General features: G+C 50.8%; 14 protein-coding genes and 1 pseudogene. 10 read left to right on the top strand and 5 right to left on the bottom strand.

The window, feature by feature from the left end; translation table 11 throughout:
* Window positions 1-2: 2 nt before the first annotated feature.
* The 4 genes from ABJM21_RS10515 to ABJM21_RS10500 all read right to left on the bottom strand — a co-directional run bounded on the left by ABJM21_RS10515 (window position 3) and on the right by ABJM21_RS10500 (window position 4,107).
* Entirely contained in the window at window positions 3-374 is a 372-nt protein-coding gene (locus ABJM21_RS10515; RefSeq protein WP_348301193.1) for a VOC family protein, read from the bottom strand.
* 92 nt (window positions 375-466) lie between these two features.
* Window positions 467-1,192, bottom strand: coding sequence for a DUF1428 domain-containing protein (locus ABJM21_RS10510; protein ID WP_348301194.1), 726 nt, complete (start codon window positions 1,190-1,192; stop codon window positions 467-469).
* Between the two features lie 127 nt (window positions 1,193-1,319).
* Window positions 1,320-3,641, bottom strand: coding sequence for an ATP-dependent Clp protease ATP-binding subunit ClpA (gene clpA / locus ABJM21_RS10505; RefSeq protein ID WP_348301195.1), 2,322 nt, complete (start codon window positions 3,639-3,641; stop codon window positions 1,320-1,322).
* A gap of 265 nt (window positions 3,642-3,906) precedes the next feature.
* Window positions 3,907-4,107 (bottom strand): DUF1192 domain-containing protein, encoded by a 201-nt coding sequence (locus tag ABJM21_RS10500; RefSeq protein WP_348301196.1) that lies wholly within the window; start codon window positions 4,105-4,107, stop codon window positions 3,907-3,909.
* A gap of 132 nt (window positions 4,108-4,239) precedes the next feature.
* On the opposite strand from ABJM21_RS10500, the gene ABJM21_RS10495 reads away from it, so the two are divergent.
* From ABJM21_RS10495 to ABJM21_RS10450, 10 genes and pseudogenes are all read left to right on the top strand, one after another.
* Window positions 4,240-5,250, top strand: a complete 1,011-nt coding sequence (locus ABJM21_RS10495; protein ID WP_348301197.1) for an NAD(P)H-quinone oxidoreductase — start codon at window positions 4,240-4,242, stop codon at window positions 5,248-5,250.
* 3 nt (window positions 5,251-5,253) lie between these two features.
* Complete coding sequence (locus tag ABJM21_RS10490) at window positions 5,254-5,388, top strand: hypothetical protein (protein ID WP_348301198.1); 135 nt, start codon at window positions 5,254-5,256, stop codon at window positions 5,386-5,388.
* 15 nt (window positions 5,389-5,403) lie between these two features.
* Window positions 5,404-5,682 (top strand): annotated as a pseudogene (locus ABJM21_RS10485) (hypothetical protein); the annotation flags it as partial.
* 104 nt (window positions 5,683-5,786) lie between these two features.
* Window positions 5,787-6,701, top strand: coding sequence for a UDP-2,3-diacylglucosamine diphosphatase (locus tag ABJM21_RS10480; protein ID WP_348301199.1), 915 nt, complete (start codon window positions 5,787-5,789; stop codon window positions 6,699-6,701).
* Window positions 6,698-7,762, top strand: coding sequence for a glycosyltransferase family 1 protein (locus tag ABJM21_RS10475; RefSeq protein ID WP_348301200.1), 1,065 nt, complete (start codon window positions 6,698-6,700; stop codon window positions 7,760-7,762). The genes ABJM21_RS10480 and ABJM21_RS10475 overlap by 4 nt, the downstream gene beginning before the upstream one ends.
* Before the next feature lie 161 nt (window positions 7,763-7,923).
* A complete protein-coding gene (locus ABJM21_RS10470) occupies window positions 7,924-8,610 on the top strand; it encodes a DUF1013 domain-containing protein (RefSeq protein ID WP_348301681.1) in 687 nt (228 codons plus the stop codon).
* A gap of 137 nt (window positions 8,611-8,747) precedes the next feature.
* Entirely contained in the window at window positions 8,748-9,863 is a 1,116-nt protein-coding gene (locus ABJM21_RS10465; protein ID WP_348301201.1) for an MBL fold metallo-hydrolase, read from the top strand.
* A 45-nt stretch (window positions 9,864-9,908) separates the two neighbouring features.
* Entirely contained in the window at window positions 9,909-11,231 is a 1,323-nt protein-coding gene (hemN, locus tag ABJM21_RS10460; protein WP_348301202.1) for an oxygen-independent coproporphyrinogen III oxidase, read from the top strand.
* Between the two features lie 522 nt (window positions 11,232-11,753).
* Window positions 11,754-14,759, top strand: coding sequence for a TonB-dependent receptor (locus tag ABJM21_RS10455; protein ID WP_348301203.1), 3,006 nt, complete (start codon window positions 11,754-11,756; stop codon window positions 14,757-14,759).
* A gap of 234 nt (window positions 14,760-14,993) precedes the next feature.
* Entirely contained in the window at window positions 14,994-15,734 is a 741-nt protein-coding gene (locus ABJM21_RS10450; RefSeq protein ID WP_348301204.1) for an FCD domain-containing protein, read from the top strand.
* Between the two features lie 173 nt (window positions 15,735-15,907).
* Here ABJM21_RS10450 and ABJM21_RS10445 read toward each other — a convergent pair whose 3' ends face one another.
* Complete coding sequence (locus ABJM21_RS10445) at window positions 15,908-16,609, bottom strand: type II CAAX endopeptidase family protein (RefSeq protein WP_348301205.1); 702 nt, start codon at window positions 16,607-16,609, stop codon at window positions 15,908-15,910.
* Window position 16,610: the final 1 nt, after the last annotated feature.

Here is a 16,610-nt window from a genome sequence, read left to right as displayed (position 1 = left end):
GCTTAATTCTTAAAGATACCGAGCGAATTACCCTCGGTATCCTTGGCGTAGAAGAAGGAGCCGGCGGGAATTAAAATTACCTCCGATACGACCTCTCCACCGCCGCTTTTTACACGTTCCATAGCGTCATCGAGATATCCATCGACAGCAAGGTGAGCCGTAATTCCGTCGCCTTCGGTCGCTGGCTTGCCTTCATATACGTGCCCCGATGCCGCATTCTCACCTTCATAGGGAAGCATCATGATGGTTTGCGGCCCGGCATTATTTTCTGTAAGCGGAGCCTCGAGCAATGTTTCATAGAAACGCGATGCCCGCTTTAAATCTGTTGCCGGAATTTCGGTCCATACAAGACGATTTTGTTTAGCTTCGGTCATATACTTGTTCCTTCTCATTGTTGGGGACAAGCAGGTAATGGCATAGGCCTACTGACAGCATATTGTCAGGAGTGTTTCGATATTATTCGAAGTTAGTCGCTGTCAACGACAAGCAGGACATCAAAACCACCAAAAATCATCCGTTTGCCGTCAACCGGCATATCGGCTCCGGGTGGGGGCATGCGCTTGTCTTCACGCATCTTCGCTGAGCCGCGCTCATAAGCCTCTTTGGTGGGCCATTCGACAAAACCGAAGGCAACCGCCTCTCCGGTTTCGGCTTTTACGGCGCGCTTGAAATCGGTCAGCTTGCCATCTTCAATTTTTTCGGCCCAACCATCGATCGCGTGTAGAGCTCCGCTATCGATTGCGACTTCACGCATTGTCGCACACATAAGCGCGAATGGCTCGCGTTTCTGTTTCTCAACCGGGGCGACATATCCCTGGACATAGCCGGTCGGTCCGTTTTCTCCCTTTTCGCCGAGTAACTCAAATCCGGAATAGATCATGCGCATGCCATCGAAGGGCATTTCACCAGGTTCCTCCATGCGCTTATCCTTAGTCATATTTTCCGCCGCCTCGTCGCATGCTTGCTTCGATTCCCAATTGATCCAGGAAAAGACGATATTTTCACCTTCCACGGCATTGACTGCGCCATACATGTCAGTGGTTTTGCCTTGTGGTACATTGTCACCCCAGCATTCTACCGTACGTAGAGCGCCATAATCCGCAAAAAAGGGTGCAACGTCTTGTGCCATTTTGCGATAGGCTTCTTTGTTCTTTTCTGGAACGGGTAAAATAAATCCTTGAAAATAGGCCATATTCAATCTCCTGCCGGTAATATAACAGAATAGAGTGATTGAATGAAACCGGACAAAAAAACGGCGTGAGACCAGTCACGCCGTTTCATTATTGGGCAGGGCGATGGCCCTTGTTGGTTAAGTGAGATTACTTGCTTTTCGTTGGCGCCTTTTTCTTGGGCGTCGGCTTTTTCTTTTTGCCTGATGGTGCCGACGGCGTGACTTCAAAGGTCAGTTCATTATCTTTCAAATGTACCTTGACCTCGCCGCCATTGACCAGCTTGCCGAACAGTAATTCTTCAGCCAGCGGCTGTTTGATCTTCTCTTGGATGAGGCGGCCCATTGGGCGCGCGCCATAGAGCTTGTCATAGCCGCGTTCGGTGAGCCATTTCTGGGCATCATCGTCTAGCGTGATATGAACATTTTGATCGGCCAGCTGTAATTCCAGTTCAAGGATGAACTTCTCGACAACCCGCGCCACTACTTCTGGCGGCAGATAGGCGAAGGGTACAATCGCATCCAGACGGTTGCGGAATTCAGGGGTGAACATTTTCTTCACCGCTTCATCGCCCGCATCTTCCTTGGACACATTGCCAAAGCCAATGCCTTCTTTTGCCATATCCGACGCACCGGCGTTGGTGGTCATGATCAGGATGACATTGCGGAAATCCACCGTCTTGCCATGATGATCGGTGAGTTTACCGTTGTCCATGACCTGCAGCAAGATGTTGAACAGGTCCGGATGGGCCTTTTCAATTTCGTCGAGCAGCAGCACACAATGCGGGTTTTGATCGACGGCATCAGTGAGCAATCCGCCCTGATCATAGCCGACATAGCCCGGAGGCGCTCCGATGAGGCGGGAGACGCTATGGCGTTCCATATATTCTGACATATCAAAGCGTTTGAGCGGGATGCCCATGATCGATGATAATTGCCGCGCAACTTCTGTTTTACCGACGCCTGTCGGGCCGGAGAACAGATAATTGCCAATCGGTTTGTCGGGTTCACGCAGACCAGCGCGGGAGAGTTTGATCGCGCTCGACAGTTTTTCGATCGCAGCATTCTGGCCGAAGACAACGCGCTTGAGATCCTTGTCGAGATTTTCGAGCGTTTTCTTATCATCTTTCGACACGGATTTGGGGGGGATGCGCGCCATGGTGGCGATTACCGCTTCAATGTCCTTGGTCGTGATCATTTTCTTGCGACGGGAAGGCGGTAACAGCATCTGCATCGCACCCACTTCGTCAATCACGTCAATGGCTTTGTCCGGCAATTTGCGGTCATTAATATAGCGCGTAGAGAGTTCTACGGCCGATTTTAGGGCGTCGGGCGCGTAACGCACTTTGTGATGCTCTTCAAATGCGCCGCGCAGGCCGGCGAGAATCTTGATCGTGTCCTCTACACTAGGTTCGTTGACATCAATTTTCTGGAACCGGCGCAGCAAAGCACGGTCCTTTTCAAAATGATTGCGGAACTCTTTGTAGGTGGTTGATCCGATGCAACGAATGATGCCGCCAGACAAGGCCGGTTTCAGAAGGTTAGAAGCATCCATTGCCCCACCGCTGGTTGCGCCAGCACCAATCACTGTGTGAATCTCGTCAATGAACAGGATCGCGTCCGGCATTTTTTCCAGCTCCGCGACAACTTGCTTCAACCGTTCTTCGAAATCACCGCGATAACGGGTTCCGGCTAACAAAGAGCCCATGTCCAGCGAATAGATAACCGCTGGCTTCAATACGTCAGGAACGCTTTCTTCGACAATGCGAAGGGCCAAGCCTTCCGCAATAGCGGTTTTACCGACGCCGGGTTCCCCAACATAAAGCGGGTTATTTTTGGATCGACGGCAGAGAATTTGGACCGTGCGGTCAACCTCGGCCTGACGACCGATCAATGGATCAATCCGACCATCCTTGGCTTTCTCGTTCAAATTGACGGTAAACTGATCGAGCGCAGTCTCTTTCTTGTTCTTTGCGTCTTTCTTCTCGTCGCCCTCGTCGCTGCCGGACAGTTCGGCCGGATCGAGGGACTGCCCGCCCTTGCCGACACCGTGGCTGATAAAGCTGACGGCATCTAGCCGGCTCATATCCTGTTGCTGGAGGAAATAGACGGCATAGCTTTCACGCTCGGAGAAGAGAGCCACCAATACGTTGGCTCCGGTCACTTCGTCTTTGCCAGAAGACTGTACATGCAGGATTGCGCGCTGGACCACGCGCTGGAATCCGGATGTTGGGGAAGGATCGATTGATTTTTCAACTTTCAGGGAGTCCAGCTCGCTGTCGAGATAGAGCACAACTGCATCTTCGAGTTCGCCCAGATCAACGCCGCAGGCGTTCATGACTTGAGAGGCATCCCCATCATCAATTAGTGCGAGCAGGAGATGTTCTAGAGTCGCATATTCATGGGACCGATCGGCGGCATTTTTCAGCGCTTGGTGAAGGGTCTTTTCCAATGATTCTGCGAATGACGGCATATACTTACTCCTTGATGGGACAAAAGAGGCGTCCCGATGGCCGAAAACTTTTGGGTTCGGTTTTACTCAGACCTTAACTTTTCGGCTTCCTTCTTAATCTATGTGCAACCCAAAAAACATCAAGGGCTATGCATCAAGAAGGGCAAGCGACGAGCTAAGGTTATGCGGATTTTCTCGTCTCTTCTCCTAAACGGTTCAAGTCGGATCATATTAAATCCGAATATTAAGCTATAGGGTTAACAAATCCTTACCAGAAAGCCAGAGTTTACGACTTTTTAAACAGGCTATCGGCGCTGGCACGATGCGATACAGCAAAGCTTTTCTTTGCTTCGCAGCGGCTTATTTCATTTTTTAGCATTGAAATCCGTTTCTCCAGCTCATCGACGGAAAATGGATCCAAATCCTGTTTTATCAGTAGGCCGAGGGGATCATTGGCGTTGCGCGGCAGATTATCGTCGTCATCCATAGATTTTTTCCTATCTTTTTCGGCCAATCACCTTGGTCAATGTTGACCGCTCGGGGTTTGCTGTCAATAAGGATGCTCAAGAAAATCAGCATATTTGCATTGACTATTTTTGCGGCATTTTTGGGGGATGGGATGACAGTATCAGAAATATTGCAGTCGGAGATGACTGCCATGGCAATAAGCGAGCCGGGCGGACCAGATGTGCTGAAGCCCGAGACGATGGCGGTGCCAGGGCCGGCGGCTGGCGAAGTTTTGATCAAGGTGGCTGCTGCTGGTGTGAACCGGCCTGATGTGGTGCAGCGCATGGGGCTTTATCCTGCCCCTCCCGGCGCATCGCCTTTACCGGGGCTGGAGGTATCAGGAACCGTGGTCGCACTGGGTCAAGGTGTGGAACCGGAATGGATCGGCCGTAAAATCTGCGCGCTGACAAATGGCGGCGGCTATGCCGAGTTTTGCGTCGCACCGACCGGGCAGTGCCTCCCCGTTCCCGATAGTCTCACGATGGAAGAAGCGGCGGCCTTGCCGGAAACCTTGTTCACTGTCTGGAGCAATCTGTTCAACCGCGGCTTTGCAAGAGAAGATGAAACCGTGCTGGTCCATGGCGGAACTAGCGGCATCGGCACTATGGCAATCATGTTAGGCAAACTGTTCGGTCTCAATGTCATCGTAACTTGCGGCTCTGATCAGAAATGCACCGCAGCCAAAACCATCGGTGCTGATCATGCGATCAATTATAAAACGCAGGATTTTGTTGAAGAGATCAAGAAAATCACCGGTAGGCAGGGTGTTGAGGTAGTTCTCGATATGGTTGCGGGTGATTATGTAGCACGCAATCTAAATTGCCTGAAAGAAGATGGCCGGCATGTCACAATCGCCGTGCAAGGCGGTTTGAATGCGACCCTCAACATGGCACAGATCATGATGAAGCGACTGACGTTGACTGGATCAACGCTGCGTCCGCAATCCACCGACCGTAAAGCGTTACTGGCTGACGAACTTTACCGATATGTTTGGCCCGACATCGAAGCGGGGAAACTGAAACCCGTGATGGATGAGAGTTTTCCTCTTGCCGACGCAGCCCTGGCCCATGCGCACATGGAAGCCGGTGATCATATCGGGAAGATTATTTTGACAGTGAGTTAGCCAATGGCAGATGAGATCGACTTTCACGGTGCAAAAGTAGCGCTTTTTGTCGATGATCAATTGCTTGTCTATCGCCGTGACAACAAAGTTGATATTCCATTCCCGAATATTTGGGATTTGCCCGGCGGCGGCCGCTAGAACGGGGAAAGTGGCCCTGAATGTGTAACAAGGGAAACTTACGAAGAATTCGGCATCAGGTTAGATGTTGCTACACTTGATTATGTCCAGCATTACGAGAATTGGCGTGGCGCGAGTAGCAGCCGGGCTTTGTTCTTCGTCGGGCAACTGTCGCGTGATCAAGTTGCGGCTATTGTTTTTGGCGAAGAGGGGCAGCACTGGCAGCTAATGGCTGTGCCAGAGTTTCTAAAGAGCGATCAGGCGGTGCCGCATTTACAGGCAAGGGTGCGCGATTATCTTGTTCGATCCCGCTAAATTCTGCGCTCTATTGTAAACAAAGGTTCACAAAACGGGAATCATCCTGTCACAAACCCAGGTTATAAGCTGCTTCCATGGATGGTTTCCTTGGGAGCAAAGTGATGGCCAAGCAATTTCCGCCGATTTTCAGGTCCGATATCCCGTTGCTAGACGCGGATCGTTATGAGGCCCGCCTGACACGGCAACCTCGCGTCAATCCGATGGACCGAACGCGCTACCGGACTATCTGGATATCTGATATTCATCTGGGCACGCGCGGCTGCAATGCCGATATGCTTATCGACTTTCTTGATCATGTCGATAGCGACACGCTTTATCTGGTCGGTGATATTATTGACGGCTGGCGCCTCAAAAAGAAATTCTATTGGCCGGATAGCCATAATGATATCATTTGGCGGATATTGAAGCGCGCCAAACGGGATACCAGGATTGTCTATATTCCCGGTAATCATGATGAAATGTTTAGGCAGTTTACCGGGCTAAACTTCGGAGGTGTCGAAATACGTCGTTCAGCTGTTCATGAAACCGCAGATGGGCGAAGGCTGCTTGTTCTGCATGGCGATGAGTTTGATGCCGTCATGCTGGCACATCGCTGGCTCGCGTTCATAGGGGATGCTGCTTACACGACATTGATGCGATTAAATTGGGTGGTCAACAAGGTCCGAGGCAGGCTGGGACTGCCTTATTGGTCGCTTTCAAAAATAGCCAAGCATAAAGTCAAAAATGCGGTCGAGTTTATAGGTCGTTTCGAGGAGTTAGTGGCCAAAGCAGCCGGGAGTCGCGGCGTTGACGGTGTCGTTTGCGGTCATATCCACACTGCGGAAATGCGCGAGATTCAGGGTATCGAATATTATAATGATGGGGATTGGGTTGAGGGGTGCACCGCGCTGGTTGAATGCGATGACGGTACGATGGAAATATTGCACTGGTCAGACGAAATTGCAGCACGGGAAGAGCGTCAAAAACAACCCGTAAAGTTGGAAAGAGTGAAGGGTGATCTGGAGCAGGCGGCATGAAAATAGCTCTGATCACAGATGCTTGGCATCCGCAAGTGAATGGGGTTGTGCGAACCCTCGATACAATCATCGCGATTTTACGGCAGTGGGGGCACGAAGTGCTGGTCATCTCGCCCGATCAATATCGCTCAGTGGCCGCTCCCAGCTATCCAGAAATTCGCTTGGCTATAACGCGTGCTCGCAGCGTTGGTCAGCGTATTGACAAATTTGATCCAGATGCAATTCATTTGGCCACGGAAGGACCATTATGTTTGTCTGCAAGGCGATGGTGTCGCCGAAATAAACGCATTTTTACAACAGCCTATCATACACAGTTTCCTGAGTATCTTGCCAAGCGGACGCGGTTGTCGCCGCGGATTTTCTGGCGGTATATCCGCTGGTTCCACAGCGCCTCACAAGCGATCATGGTATCCACCCACAATGTTCAACAGCAGTTGATTGCAGAGAATCTGCCGCAGGTGCATGATTGGAGCCGCGGTGTTGATCTCAAAATTTTTTCACCGGATGCCAACGCTTCCGAAATATACAGCAACCTTCCACGGCCAATTCAGCTCTATGTCGGCCGGGTGGCGGTGGAAAAAAACATCGAAGCCTTTCTCAAAACGGATCAACCGGGCAGCAAGGTTGTAGTTGGTGATGGCCCTGCGCTGAACGACTTGAGTAAGGCATATCCAGAAGCCTATTTTCTGGGGCGTAAATCCGGGCGCGAGCTTGTTGGTTGCTATGCCGGTGCAGATGTTTTTGTATTTCCAAGCAAAACAGATACGTTCGGATTGGTTTTGATTGAAGCGCTGGCCTGCGGGACGCCGGTTGCAGCTTTTCCTGTAACTGGACCAGTTGATATACTGACTGAAAAAAGTGGGGTGATGGATGAAGATTTGAATCTCGCCATTATTGCAGCGCAAAAATTGCGGTCGCACGATTGTTTGGAACGTGCGACCGATTTTGACTGGGGTGTAAGTGCACGTCAATTTCTTGATGGGCTCGTTCCATTGGAGCCTGATCGGACGGCACATCTATCTCGCCGTTTTCTAGCGAAGGCGATTTTTGCGAGGACCTGAACGCCAAAAATATGGCAAAGAGCCATGCCATAACCAAATATCTTGCCGACTCTTTCGATATCCCCTACATAGGGATCAACAACAGGCCGCTCCCGAAAGGGGCGGCCCTTATTTTTTATAAAAAGGACGCCGCCGTGGCCCAAGATAACCCGACCCCACTCATGCAGCACGCAACTGCTAGCTGGCTAGTGGACAATACCGGATTGAGCTTTGAACAAATTGCTGAATTTTGTGGTATTCACATTCTCGAAGTCAACGCGATGGCTGATGACCTTGCCGGTTCAAAATATACTGGTCGTGATCCGGTTCAGGCGCATGAACTGACCAACGAAGAAATTGCAAAGGCTGAAGCTGATCCGGAATATCGGATGAAACTGCAAAAAGGCCCGGATCAGGTGCGCCGCACCAAAGGTCCTCGCTATACCCCAGTTTCCAAGCGTCAGGACAAGCCTGATGGAATTGCATGGTTGCTGCGCAATCATGCTGAAATTTCCGACGCACAGGTTGGTAAGTTAATTGGTACAACCCGTACGACAATCAATGCGATCCGTGACCGTGAGCATTGGAACATCGCCAATATCGTTCCTAAAGACCCTGTTACCCTTGGTCTTTGTTCGCAGCGCGAACTGGATGCCGTGGTTGCGAAGGCTGCTAAAAAGGCCGGCATTGAACCTGAAGTTCCCGAAGATAAGAAACTGGGTGGCGACAAGGAAGCGCTTATTGCCGAGCTGCATGAAGAGCGGGCCCAAGCGGAACGAGATGCCGAAGCGGCACTGGCTGCTGAATCTGGCGAGGAAGAGATCGCGTCAGAAGATTTGACCGCTGAGACGCTCTTCAAAGACAGTTAGGTTCTAGCATAGCTTGAGATTCTATGTTCGGCACTTGATGCGGAGCGAATTTCCGTAACTATCGATTGCGGTAGGAACCTTAATCGATCAATTAAATTTGGTTGCGCCCGCTCGCCTGCGCCGTCTATGGTTGCGCGATGGATGCTCCAACGACGCCCCCGGCTTATGATGCAACGCTTGCAGACCATGGCTTTGAACCCATAGAAGCGGAAGGGCTAACCTATCCGCTCGGCGACTATGAACCCAAATATGGCGAATATTTTGAACTGATGCCGGGCATTGGCTGGACCCGCACGCCGGTTCCGGGGCCGCTGGGGCATATTAACAATTGGGTTCTGGATGACGTACATCCGGATGGAACACTAGGATTTGCGATTGTCGATACCGGCCTTTTCATGCCAGCCGTTATCGAATCCTGGAAAACGCTTTTCAAAACCGGATTGAATGGGAAGGCGGCGACCAAAGTTGTCGTTACCCATTTTCATCCTGACCATGTTGGTTGTGCTGGCTGGTTGGCTAACCGTTTCAAGGTGCCGCTGCACATGAATCGCACCGAATGGTTGTTAGCGCGCATGCTGACTGCTGATGTCAGCGAAGATGTTCCGCAGGAAGCGATCGATGAATGGCGTTTCGCTGGTTGGGATGAAGCGCTGATCAAGGAAAAATGCGAAGGTGGATGGGGGCGCTTTGCGCGGGCCGTCTCGAAGTTGCCTGTTGGTCATATCCGTATGGATGAAGGGGACAGCTTGTCCATCGGTGACAATGATTGGCGGGTGATGATCGGGCGGGGACATACGCCGGAACATGCATGCCTAATCGATGATGCAAATCATGTGATGATTTCCGGTGATCAGATATTGCCGCGGATCACATCTAACATTTCAGTTATGCTTAGCGAGCCTACTGCTGATCCCCTCGGTGAATGGCTCGCCAGCATAGACCGGTTTCGCGCCGAGATTGATCCCAATTTACTCGTCCTGCCAGCACATGGCAGGCCGTTTAAAGGCGCGCATCAGCGGCTCGACACACTGGCGCTTAGGCACAACGAGGCGTTGGATGATCTTGCCGACGCCCTAGCCGCAAAACCTATGCGGGTGGTGGATAGCTTTCCGCTGCTCTTTTCCCGTCCCATTGGCCATGATGTGATCGGCATGGCGACCGGAGAGGCGATGGCCACGCTCCGTCATCTCGAATATACGGGCCGTGCGGTGTATGAAATGAAAGATGGGACCGCTTGGTACAGCGCACTTTGATCTAGCGCAAAGACGGGACTATTCCCTCCGCATAAAATCCGGTCCATGTGGAAATATTATCCTGAATTGCTCGAACGGCCGGTTCCCCGTTACACAAGCTATCCAACGGCCGCTGATTTCAATGCTGATATAGGATCACGGCAATTGGAACAGGCACTGGCAGATGTTCGCCTGTGCGATGAAATCTCGCTTTACGCGCATATTCCCTATTGCGATCAGATATGCTGGTATTGCGGCTGTAATACCGGGCGGGCAAACCGAACCCATCGTTTAACAGCCTATTTGCAAGCCTTGTTTGCTGAGATTGATCTGGTTGCATCTCGCCTTAACCAGCGTGGGCGTGTGAAACGGATTGCTTTTGGTGGTGGTAGTCCCAACGCCCTCAGTGCCTCTGATTTCAAAGCTTTGATGTCACATCTTCAGACCGACTTTCGGGTCGACGACGCGGTGCTCTCGATTGAACTGGATCCCCGCAGCTACTCGGCAGAATGGCGGGATATGATGGCTGAGGTGACAATGGATAATGTCAGCCTTGGGATACAGAGCTTTGATCCATCGGTGCAGGCGGCAATCGGGCGGGTACAACCGCTCGACATGGTGACTGATATGGTTGTACACTTGCGAGGTCAGGGCGTTACTTCGCTCAACTTTGATTTGATGTATGGCCTCCCCGGTCAGACAATCGATATTCTAAAGGCAACGCTTGAACAGACAGTTAGGCTGCTGCCCGAGCGGATAGCACTATTTGGATATGCGCATATCCCAAGCTTGATTCCACGTCAGCGCCAGATTGATGATAGCAATTTACCAGATGCCAGACAGCGGTTTGATATGGCGGCGTTCGGCCATGATTTTTTGACCCAAGCAGGCTATCAACCCGTTGGTTTTGATCATTTTGCGCTGCTCAGCGATCCATTGGGACAGGCGAGTGCGCAAGACGTTGTGAGGCGCAATTTTCAGGGTTTTACCGATGATCAGAGCCGTATATTGATCGGAATGGGAGCATCGGCGATTAGCGAATTTCCGAACCTGATCGTCCAGAATGAGAAAAATACTGGTCGCTATCGGGGGATCCTTGAAAAGGGCAAATTGCCGGCGGTGCTGGGCATAGAACGAAGTTCCAGCAACCAAAGGCATGGTGCGATTATCGAGCAGATATTATCCAATGGCCTTGCTGATCTCTCACCACTAGGCGGTGCAGCGGCGCATGCAACCTCACTCGTACCATATATCAACCGCGGACTGGTTGAAATTACCGACGAACAAATAAAATTACACGAATCTGCCAAGCCTTATGCGCGCAGTATCGCTGCCACATTTGACGAATTTCGCGGGCAAACGGTTGGAACCTTCAGCCAAGCCGTCTGACTAGTAGGTATGCTCTTACAGTTTGTCATTACCATTAGAGAATGTCGCCGGGATAAAGCGAGATTAACCGGGATAACGTGGGACAGAATACTTTGGCATTGGCGGAAAACGTAGAAAGATAGCGTCCGCCATGGGCGCAAAAGCGGACGCTAGCGTTTTTGTACCAACCGTCAGCGATAACGGACGCGCTGTACGCCACGAGTGTCAAAAATGTGCCGCAGACTACAAAGCGGGCAACGTATCAAAATTACTCTGATCCTTTACCGATACAAACACTAGCTTATCTGATTCCTAGAAAATCAATCAGCAAATTCATCTTTTTTACGGATTAACTTAGATCAGAGGTCGATGATTTTCTGATCAGATCCGATCAAACCCGCCTATCACTTTGATTATTGGTACATATAATTGGTATGACATAAAGTGCATCATATATAAACATATGGGTATATATTAACGGTTGACAATTTGGAATAATGAGCCGAGTTTCTCCATCAATAAAAATAACAGGGGAGAATGAGGATGTTTCGAGTAGGAATTGCGCGCGTGTCAGTCACTGGCAAAACGAGCGCTATGGCGGCACTTTTGGGCAGCACGGCTATCATGATGTTGGCTAGCCCAGCCTATGCACAAGATACGGCAACACAAGAATCGGGCGCGGCAGTTGCGTCGGATGCAAACGAGAATGTCATCATCGTTTCCGGCATTCGCAGTTCTCTTGCCAGCGCGCTCGCTGAAAAGCGCGAAGCGTCAAGTCTCGTTGAAGTCATTCAGGCTGAAGATATTGGTAAACTGCCCGATCAAAACCTTGCCGAGGTTCTCGAAAACGTAACAGGTGTGCAAATCACTAGGCGTGCCGGTGTCGGTTCCGGGGTCCAGATCCGTGGTACCGATGATAACCGTGTCGAGATTAACGGTGTTGGTACCGTTGGTTCTGGTACGGGCCGTGGTGGCATTAGTTTTGAAGATATTAACGCCGCTATCATTTCTTCCGTTGAAGTGACCAAAGCGCCGGAAGCAAAAACGACCGAAGGGTCGGTGGGTGGTACCATCAACCTGCGCACGATTCGTCCGCTAGATTTGACCGATCGCGTAATGTCTTTCCGCGCCCAAGGGGAATACAGCGAGCTGTCAGACAGCATCAAGCCTCGGTTTTCGGCAAGTTTCGGTGACAGTTGGTCTACTGGTATGGGCGAAATCGGCATTGTTTTGAGCGGAAGCTATACGCAACAAGAAGCAACATCTTTCCGTCCTCGGGTCGACCGGGATACCCTGATTGCCCAAGGCAGCGGCGTTACGTCCACAGGGGCCCCTGGACCGGACTTCGATTATATCGGCATTCAGTTCCTCAATCAGGAGCTGGAGAATTTCGAATATGATACCATCAACTTTGCCGGCACCCTGGAATGGGCACCGAACGACAATCTGAAGTTCTTTTTCGATGCGATCGTGAACGATCAGGAGCGGAGGCAAGACAGCTCGCGTATTCAGGGCTCTGGTGTAAGCTCTCTACGCTTCAACAATGTCCCGGATAGTTTTGAAACGGTCAACTATGGTACGCTCGACGGGGTGAATTTGGGTTCTATCCAAGCCGCACTGACTGGCGTAATCGAACCAAATCTGGCTCGCGATGACGATGATCCGAACCTTCGCTTTTCTAGCGACACGGGCGCCCGTGTCACCGATAGTCAGGTGTACAGATTTGGCGGCGAATGGGAAAGTGGCCGCTTTTCGATGCAGGCAGAGGCGTCAAGGTCGACCTCTAATACGCGCAACCCGAATCTTAGCACGACATTGAACTTCATCAACCCAAATCCTCTTACACCGCTTGATGGCACTAGTAATGATAACAGTGTTCCATTTCGTTACGATCTTACAGGCGGCGCGCTGACGTTCGGTGTCAACTTTGATTCACCATTCGCGCCGACAGTGGATCAGCTTCTGGACCCGAATAATACTGTTTTGGATGCGATAACGGCGAGTAACAACAGGACCGAAAATGCTGAAAATGCGGCTCGTCTTGATATGTCTCTCGAGCTTGAAGATTTGACTGGCTTTATCACCTCTGTTGACTGGGGCTATCGCTATAACAAGGCGTCATCTCTATTTGATCAAATCCGTTCTACATTTGGCACGGGCGCAATAGCAAACAGCCCAAATGGCTCTTTGTTCTCAGAGCTTATTGTTCAAGGCCCAAGCAATTTTGGCGATTTTGATGGTAGAGCGCTGGCGTTCCGAAATTTCCTTGTCGTCGATCCGGATCGCGCTTTTTCTGATCCAGAAGGAACATTGGATATTTTGCAAGCTGCCCTTGCAACGACAAACGGATCTATAGACGATCCCGTTTCTAATCCGGCTGCTTTCTTTGATATCGATGAAACAACCAATGCGGTATATGGTCAGGCCAATTTTGAGTTCGGTCCAGTCCGTGGCAATATTGGTCTACGTTATGTCAGTACGAAAGTTAATTCACGAGGCAATACTGTTGCCGCCGGAGTGGTAACGCCAGTAACGTCAAGCGGTAGTTATCAGGAATGGTTGCCGCGCGTTAATCTGGTTGCAGATGTCACTGATGATATCGTCATTCGTGCAAGCTACGGTGAAGATCTCCTCCGCCCGGATTTTAATGATCTATCGCTTTCGGTTAGCTTCCCGACGGGTCCGAATAATGCCGTGTCACTTGGTAATCCCAATCTGGCACCGGAAACAGTACAATCATTTGATGCATCGGTCAGCTGGTATTTTGCACCTGCATCAGTTTTGAGTGTCGGCTTCTTCCACAAGAAGCGTGACAGCCTGTTTGTTACGCAAGTAGAAGATGTTGCAATTGATGCAAACGGTTTCCGGGATATCACGGATCCTTGTGAAGGCGGCGGTATCTTCAACCCGCTTCCCGATCGCAACGTCTTGTCTAACATTCCGGGCAATGGTCTATGTGTTCCGCTTCAAACCATCATTAACGACACCGCCAGTACCAAGCAAACGGGCGTTGAAGTTGCGTTCCAATATGACCTTTCTCAATTTGAGGATACACTAGGATTTGCATCGGGCTTCGGTATCATTGCTAACTATACCTACCAGAAGTTCAGCGGTGGTGAGGCCACAAATAGTGCATCCACTCGCGGAGCTGCAATCTTGGCTTCAAGCAGTGGCCTGCCAGGGCCGTTTACTAGGGTACAAGGTTTGCTGGACTTTTCGCCGCATGCTTACAACGCAACCCTCTATTACGAGAAATATGGTATCTCGGCCCGGGCGCGTTATACATGGCGCGATTCATTCCGTACGTTGGATACGGCAGCCGGAGCCAGCTTGAACAGTACTCTTGGTTTTCCAACCGTTACAGAATCGCGAGGACAGCTTAACGCTAGTGTAACTTATGATGTCACCGACTATCTGAACATCGGCGTTGAAGGCGTTAACCTCACTAAGTCTAAAATTGAGCAGTCTTGTGTCAATAGCGGTGCACAGTTGTGCTTCCAAGGTCTACCGGATCGGAGAATCACTTTTGGTGCTACTCTGAGCTTCTAGGAAACGGTCGCAAGGTCGATTGCAGCTGTAAAAAGCTCAAGTGCCTTTGACTGCAAGCGCTTTTGATTGACGGGTTTATCGAACTCCAAACGGGGGCGGTGCGGTGGGAGCTTGAACCCACCGCACCGATTGGAGCTCTTGAATTGCATATTCGTTATCGACCAATATCACGGGTTTGCGCTAAGGGAATACAAGGCTTAGATAGCCTTGGTATCTTGGAGGAATGGGTAACTGATGGCTGAGCAAAGACTTTTTCATAGTGTTGCGGAACGGATAAGCGGTCTGATTGATGAGGGTATGTTTCCTCCCGGAACACGGCTGCCGGGCGAGAGAGAATTGGCCGAAAAGTTTGAGGTCAGCAGAGTAACCATTCGTGAGGCCGAAATCGCTTTGCAAGCAATCGGACGTATTCAAACTAAAACCGGATCAGGCGCCTATGTGTGTGAAGAACAGCCCAAAAATCCCGGTCATCTTCCCGATGTAAGCGCTTTTGAGCTTACCGAGGCGCGATCCCTGATCGAGGCGGAAGCTGCAGCGTTGGCAGCAAAAGTAATTTCGGACGAGAAGCTGCAAAAGCTTGATGATCTCATTATAGCCATGGCCAGCAGCGACGAAGAGGCTTCCCTTGCGGCTGATCGTGAATTTCACGCAACAATCGCTGGGTCGTCCGGCAATGAGGCTCTCGTCCATACAATTGAAACGCTGTGGCGAATGCGCGAGGAATTACCTCAGGTTAGGCATAGCTACGAAGCTGTATGTGATGAGGATGCCGAGATTCGTGCCGAGGAGCATCGGGACATATTGGACGCCCTCAAAGCCCGCAATCCTGCAGCCGCGCGCCGTGCCATGCGGGAGCATTTTCTGCGTCTAATCGGTTCGATGCTCGATGCCACTGAAAAGGAAGCACTACGCGAAGTACAGCAACGCGCCAGCGAAAGCCGCGAACGGTTCTTGCCAACCGCCGAAATGGGTTGATCACCGTGCTTTCGGACGAGGCCGAAATATGACCGTGGTTAGTCGATCTTAGTGTCCGCTTTCGGGATAAAGCGGTCACAACGCTAGTGTCCGCTATGGGGGCAAAAGCGGACATGACTGTTCTCAATTGCAAACACCGTCTGGGCTCTCGATATTCTTCGTTGCTGAGTGACCTAATCCTCCCACCCGAAAAACCTGCTTGTCTGCGAGATGCTGTTGAAGATGCCATGTGCAAAGATCAGCGGCATTATGTTTTTCCGAGCAAACCATAGATAACACATTCCAAAAGCAAATCCCGCAGCGCCTGTAATCAGCGCTCCGTACATTCCTTGATAATAGTAATGGCGATATCCGAAAAATATCGATGAGAAGACCACGGCGATTAAATCGGCCTTGAGCCCTCCTCCCAGAAAGTGACTTGCCCGACTGATAACAAAGGCCCGGAATAACAGTTCTTCAAAGAAGGATGCGTGGGTCCAAGTAAGAAACATAATACCAATATAGGCTGGCAAATTGCCTTCGACATGATCAAATCGTCCGCTGGCACCGACACTCTCGAAGAAATATCCCGCCACCAACTCCATGCACTTTACGGCCACAATAAACAGGAACATCGTGAGTAATGTCAGGCCCGCTGTTTTTAACCAGCTTTCCGGCCAACGCAGTCCTAGGTCTTTCCAGCCGAGACCCCTCCGCCGGAGCAATATCGTGCCGACCACCATCGCGCTAAAAGTTGATGCGGGGCCGGCATATAGGAAGCTATAGGGCAGCACCGATTGCTTCACGATGACAAGCACGGTCATCACAATCAACAAGTCAGCAAGTGCCCCGAAATTAAATGCACGTGGGCTTTCGCCAGATGTCTTCGCCGTCATA

Source organism: Parasphingorhabdus sp. (assembly GCF_039977335.1).
GTDB lineage: Bacteria > Pseudomonadota > Alphaproteobacteria > Sphingomonadales > Sphingomonadaceae > Parasphingorhabdus.
Note: the sequence above shows the minus strand (reverse complement) of the source record. Positions and strands in the feature narration are given on the sequence as shown.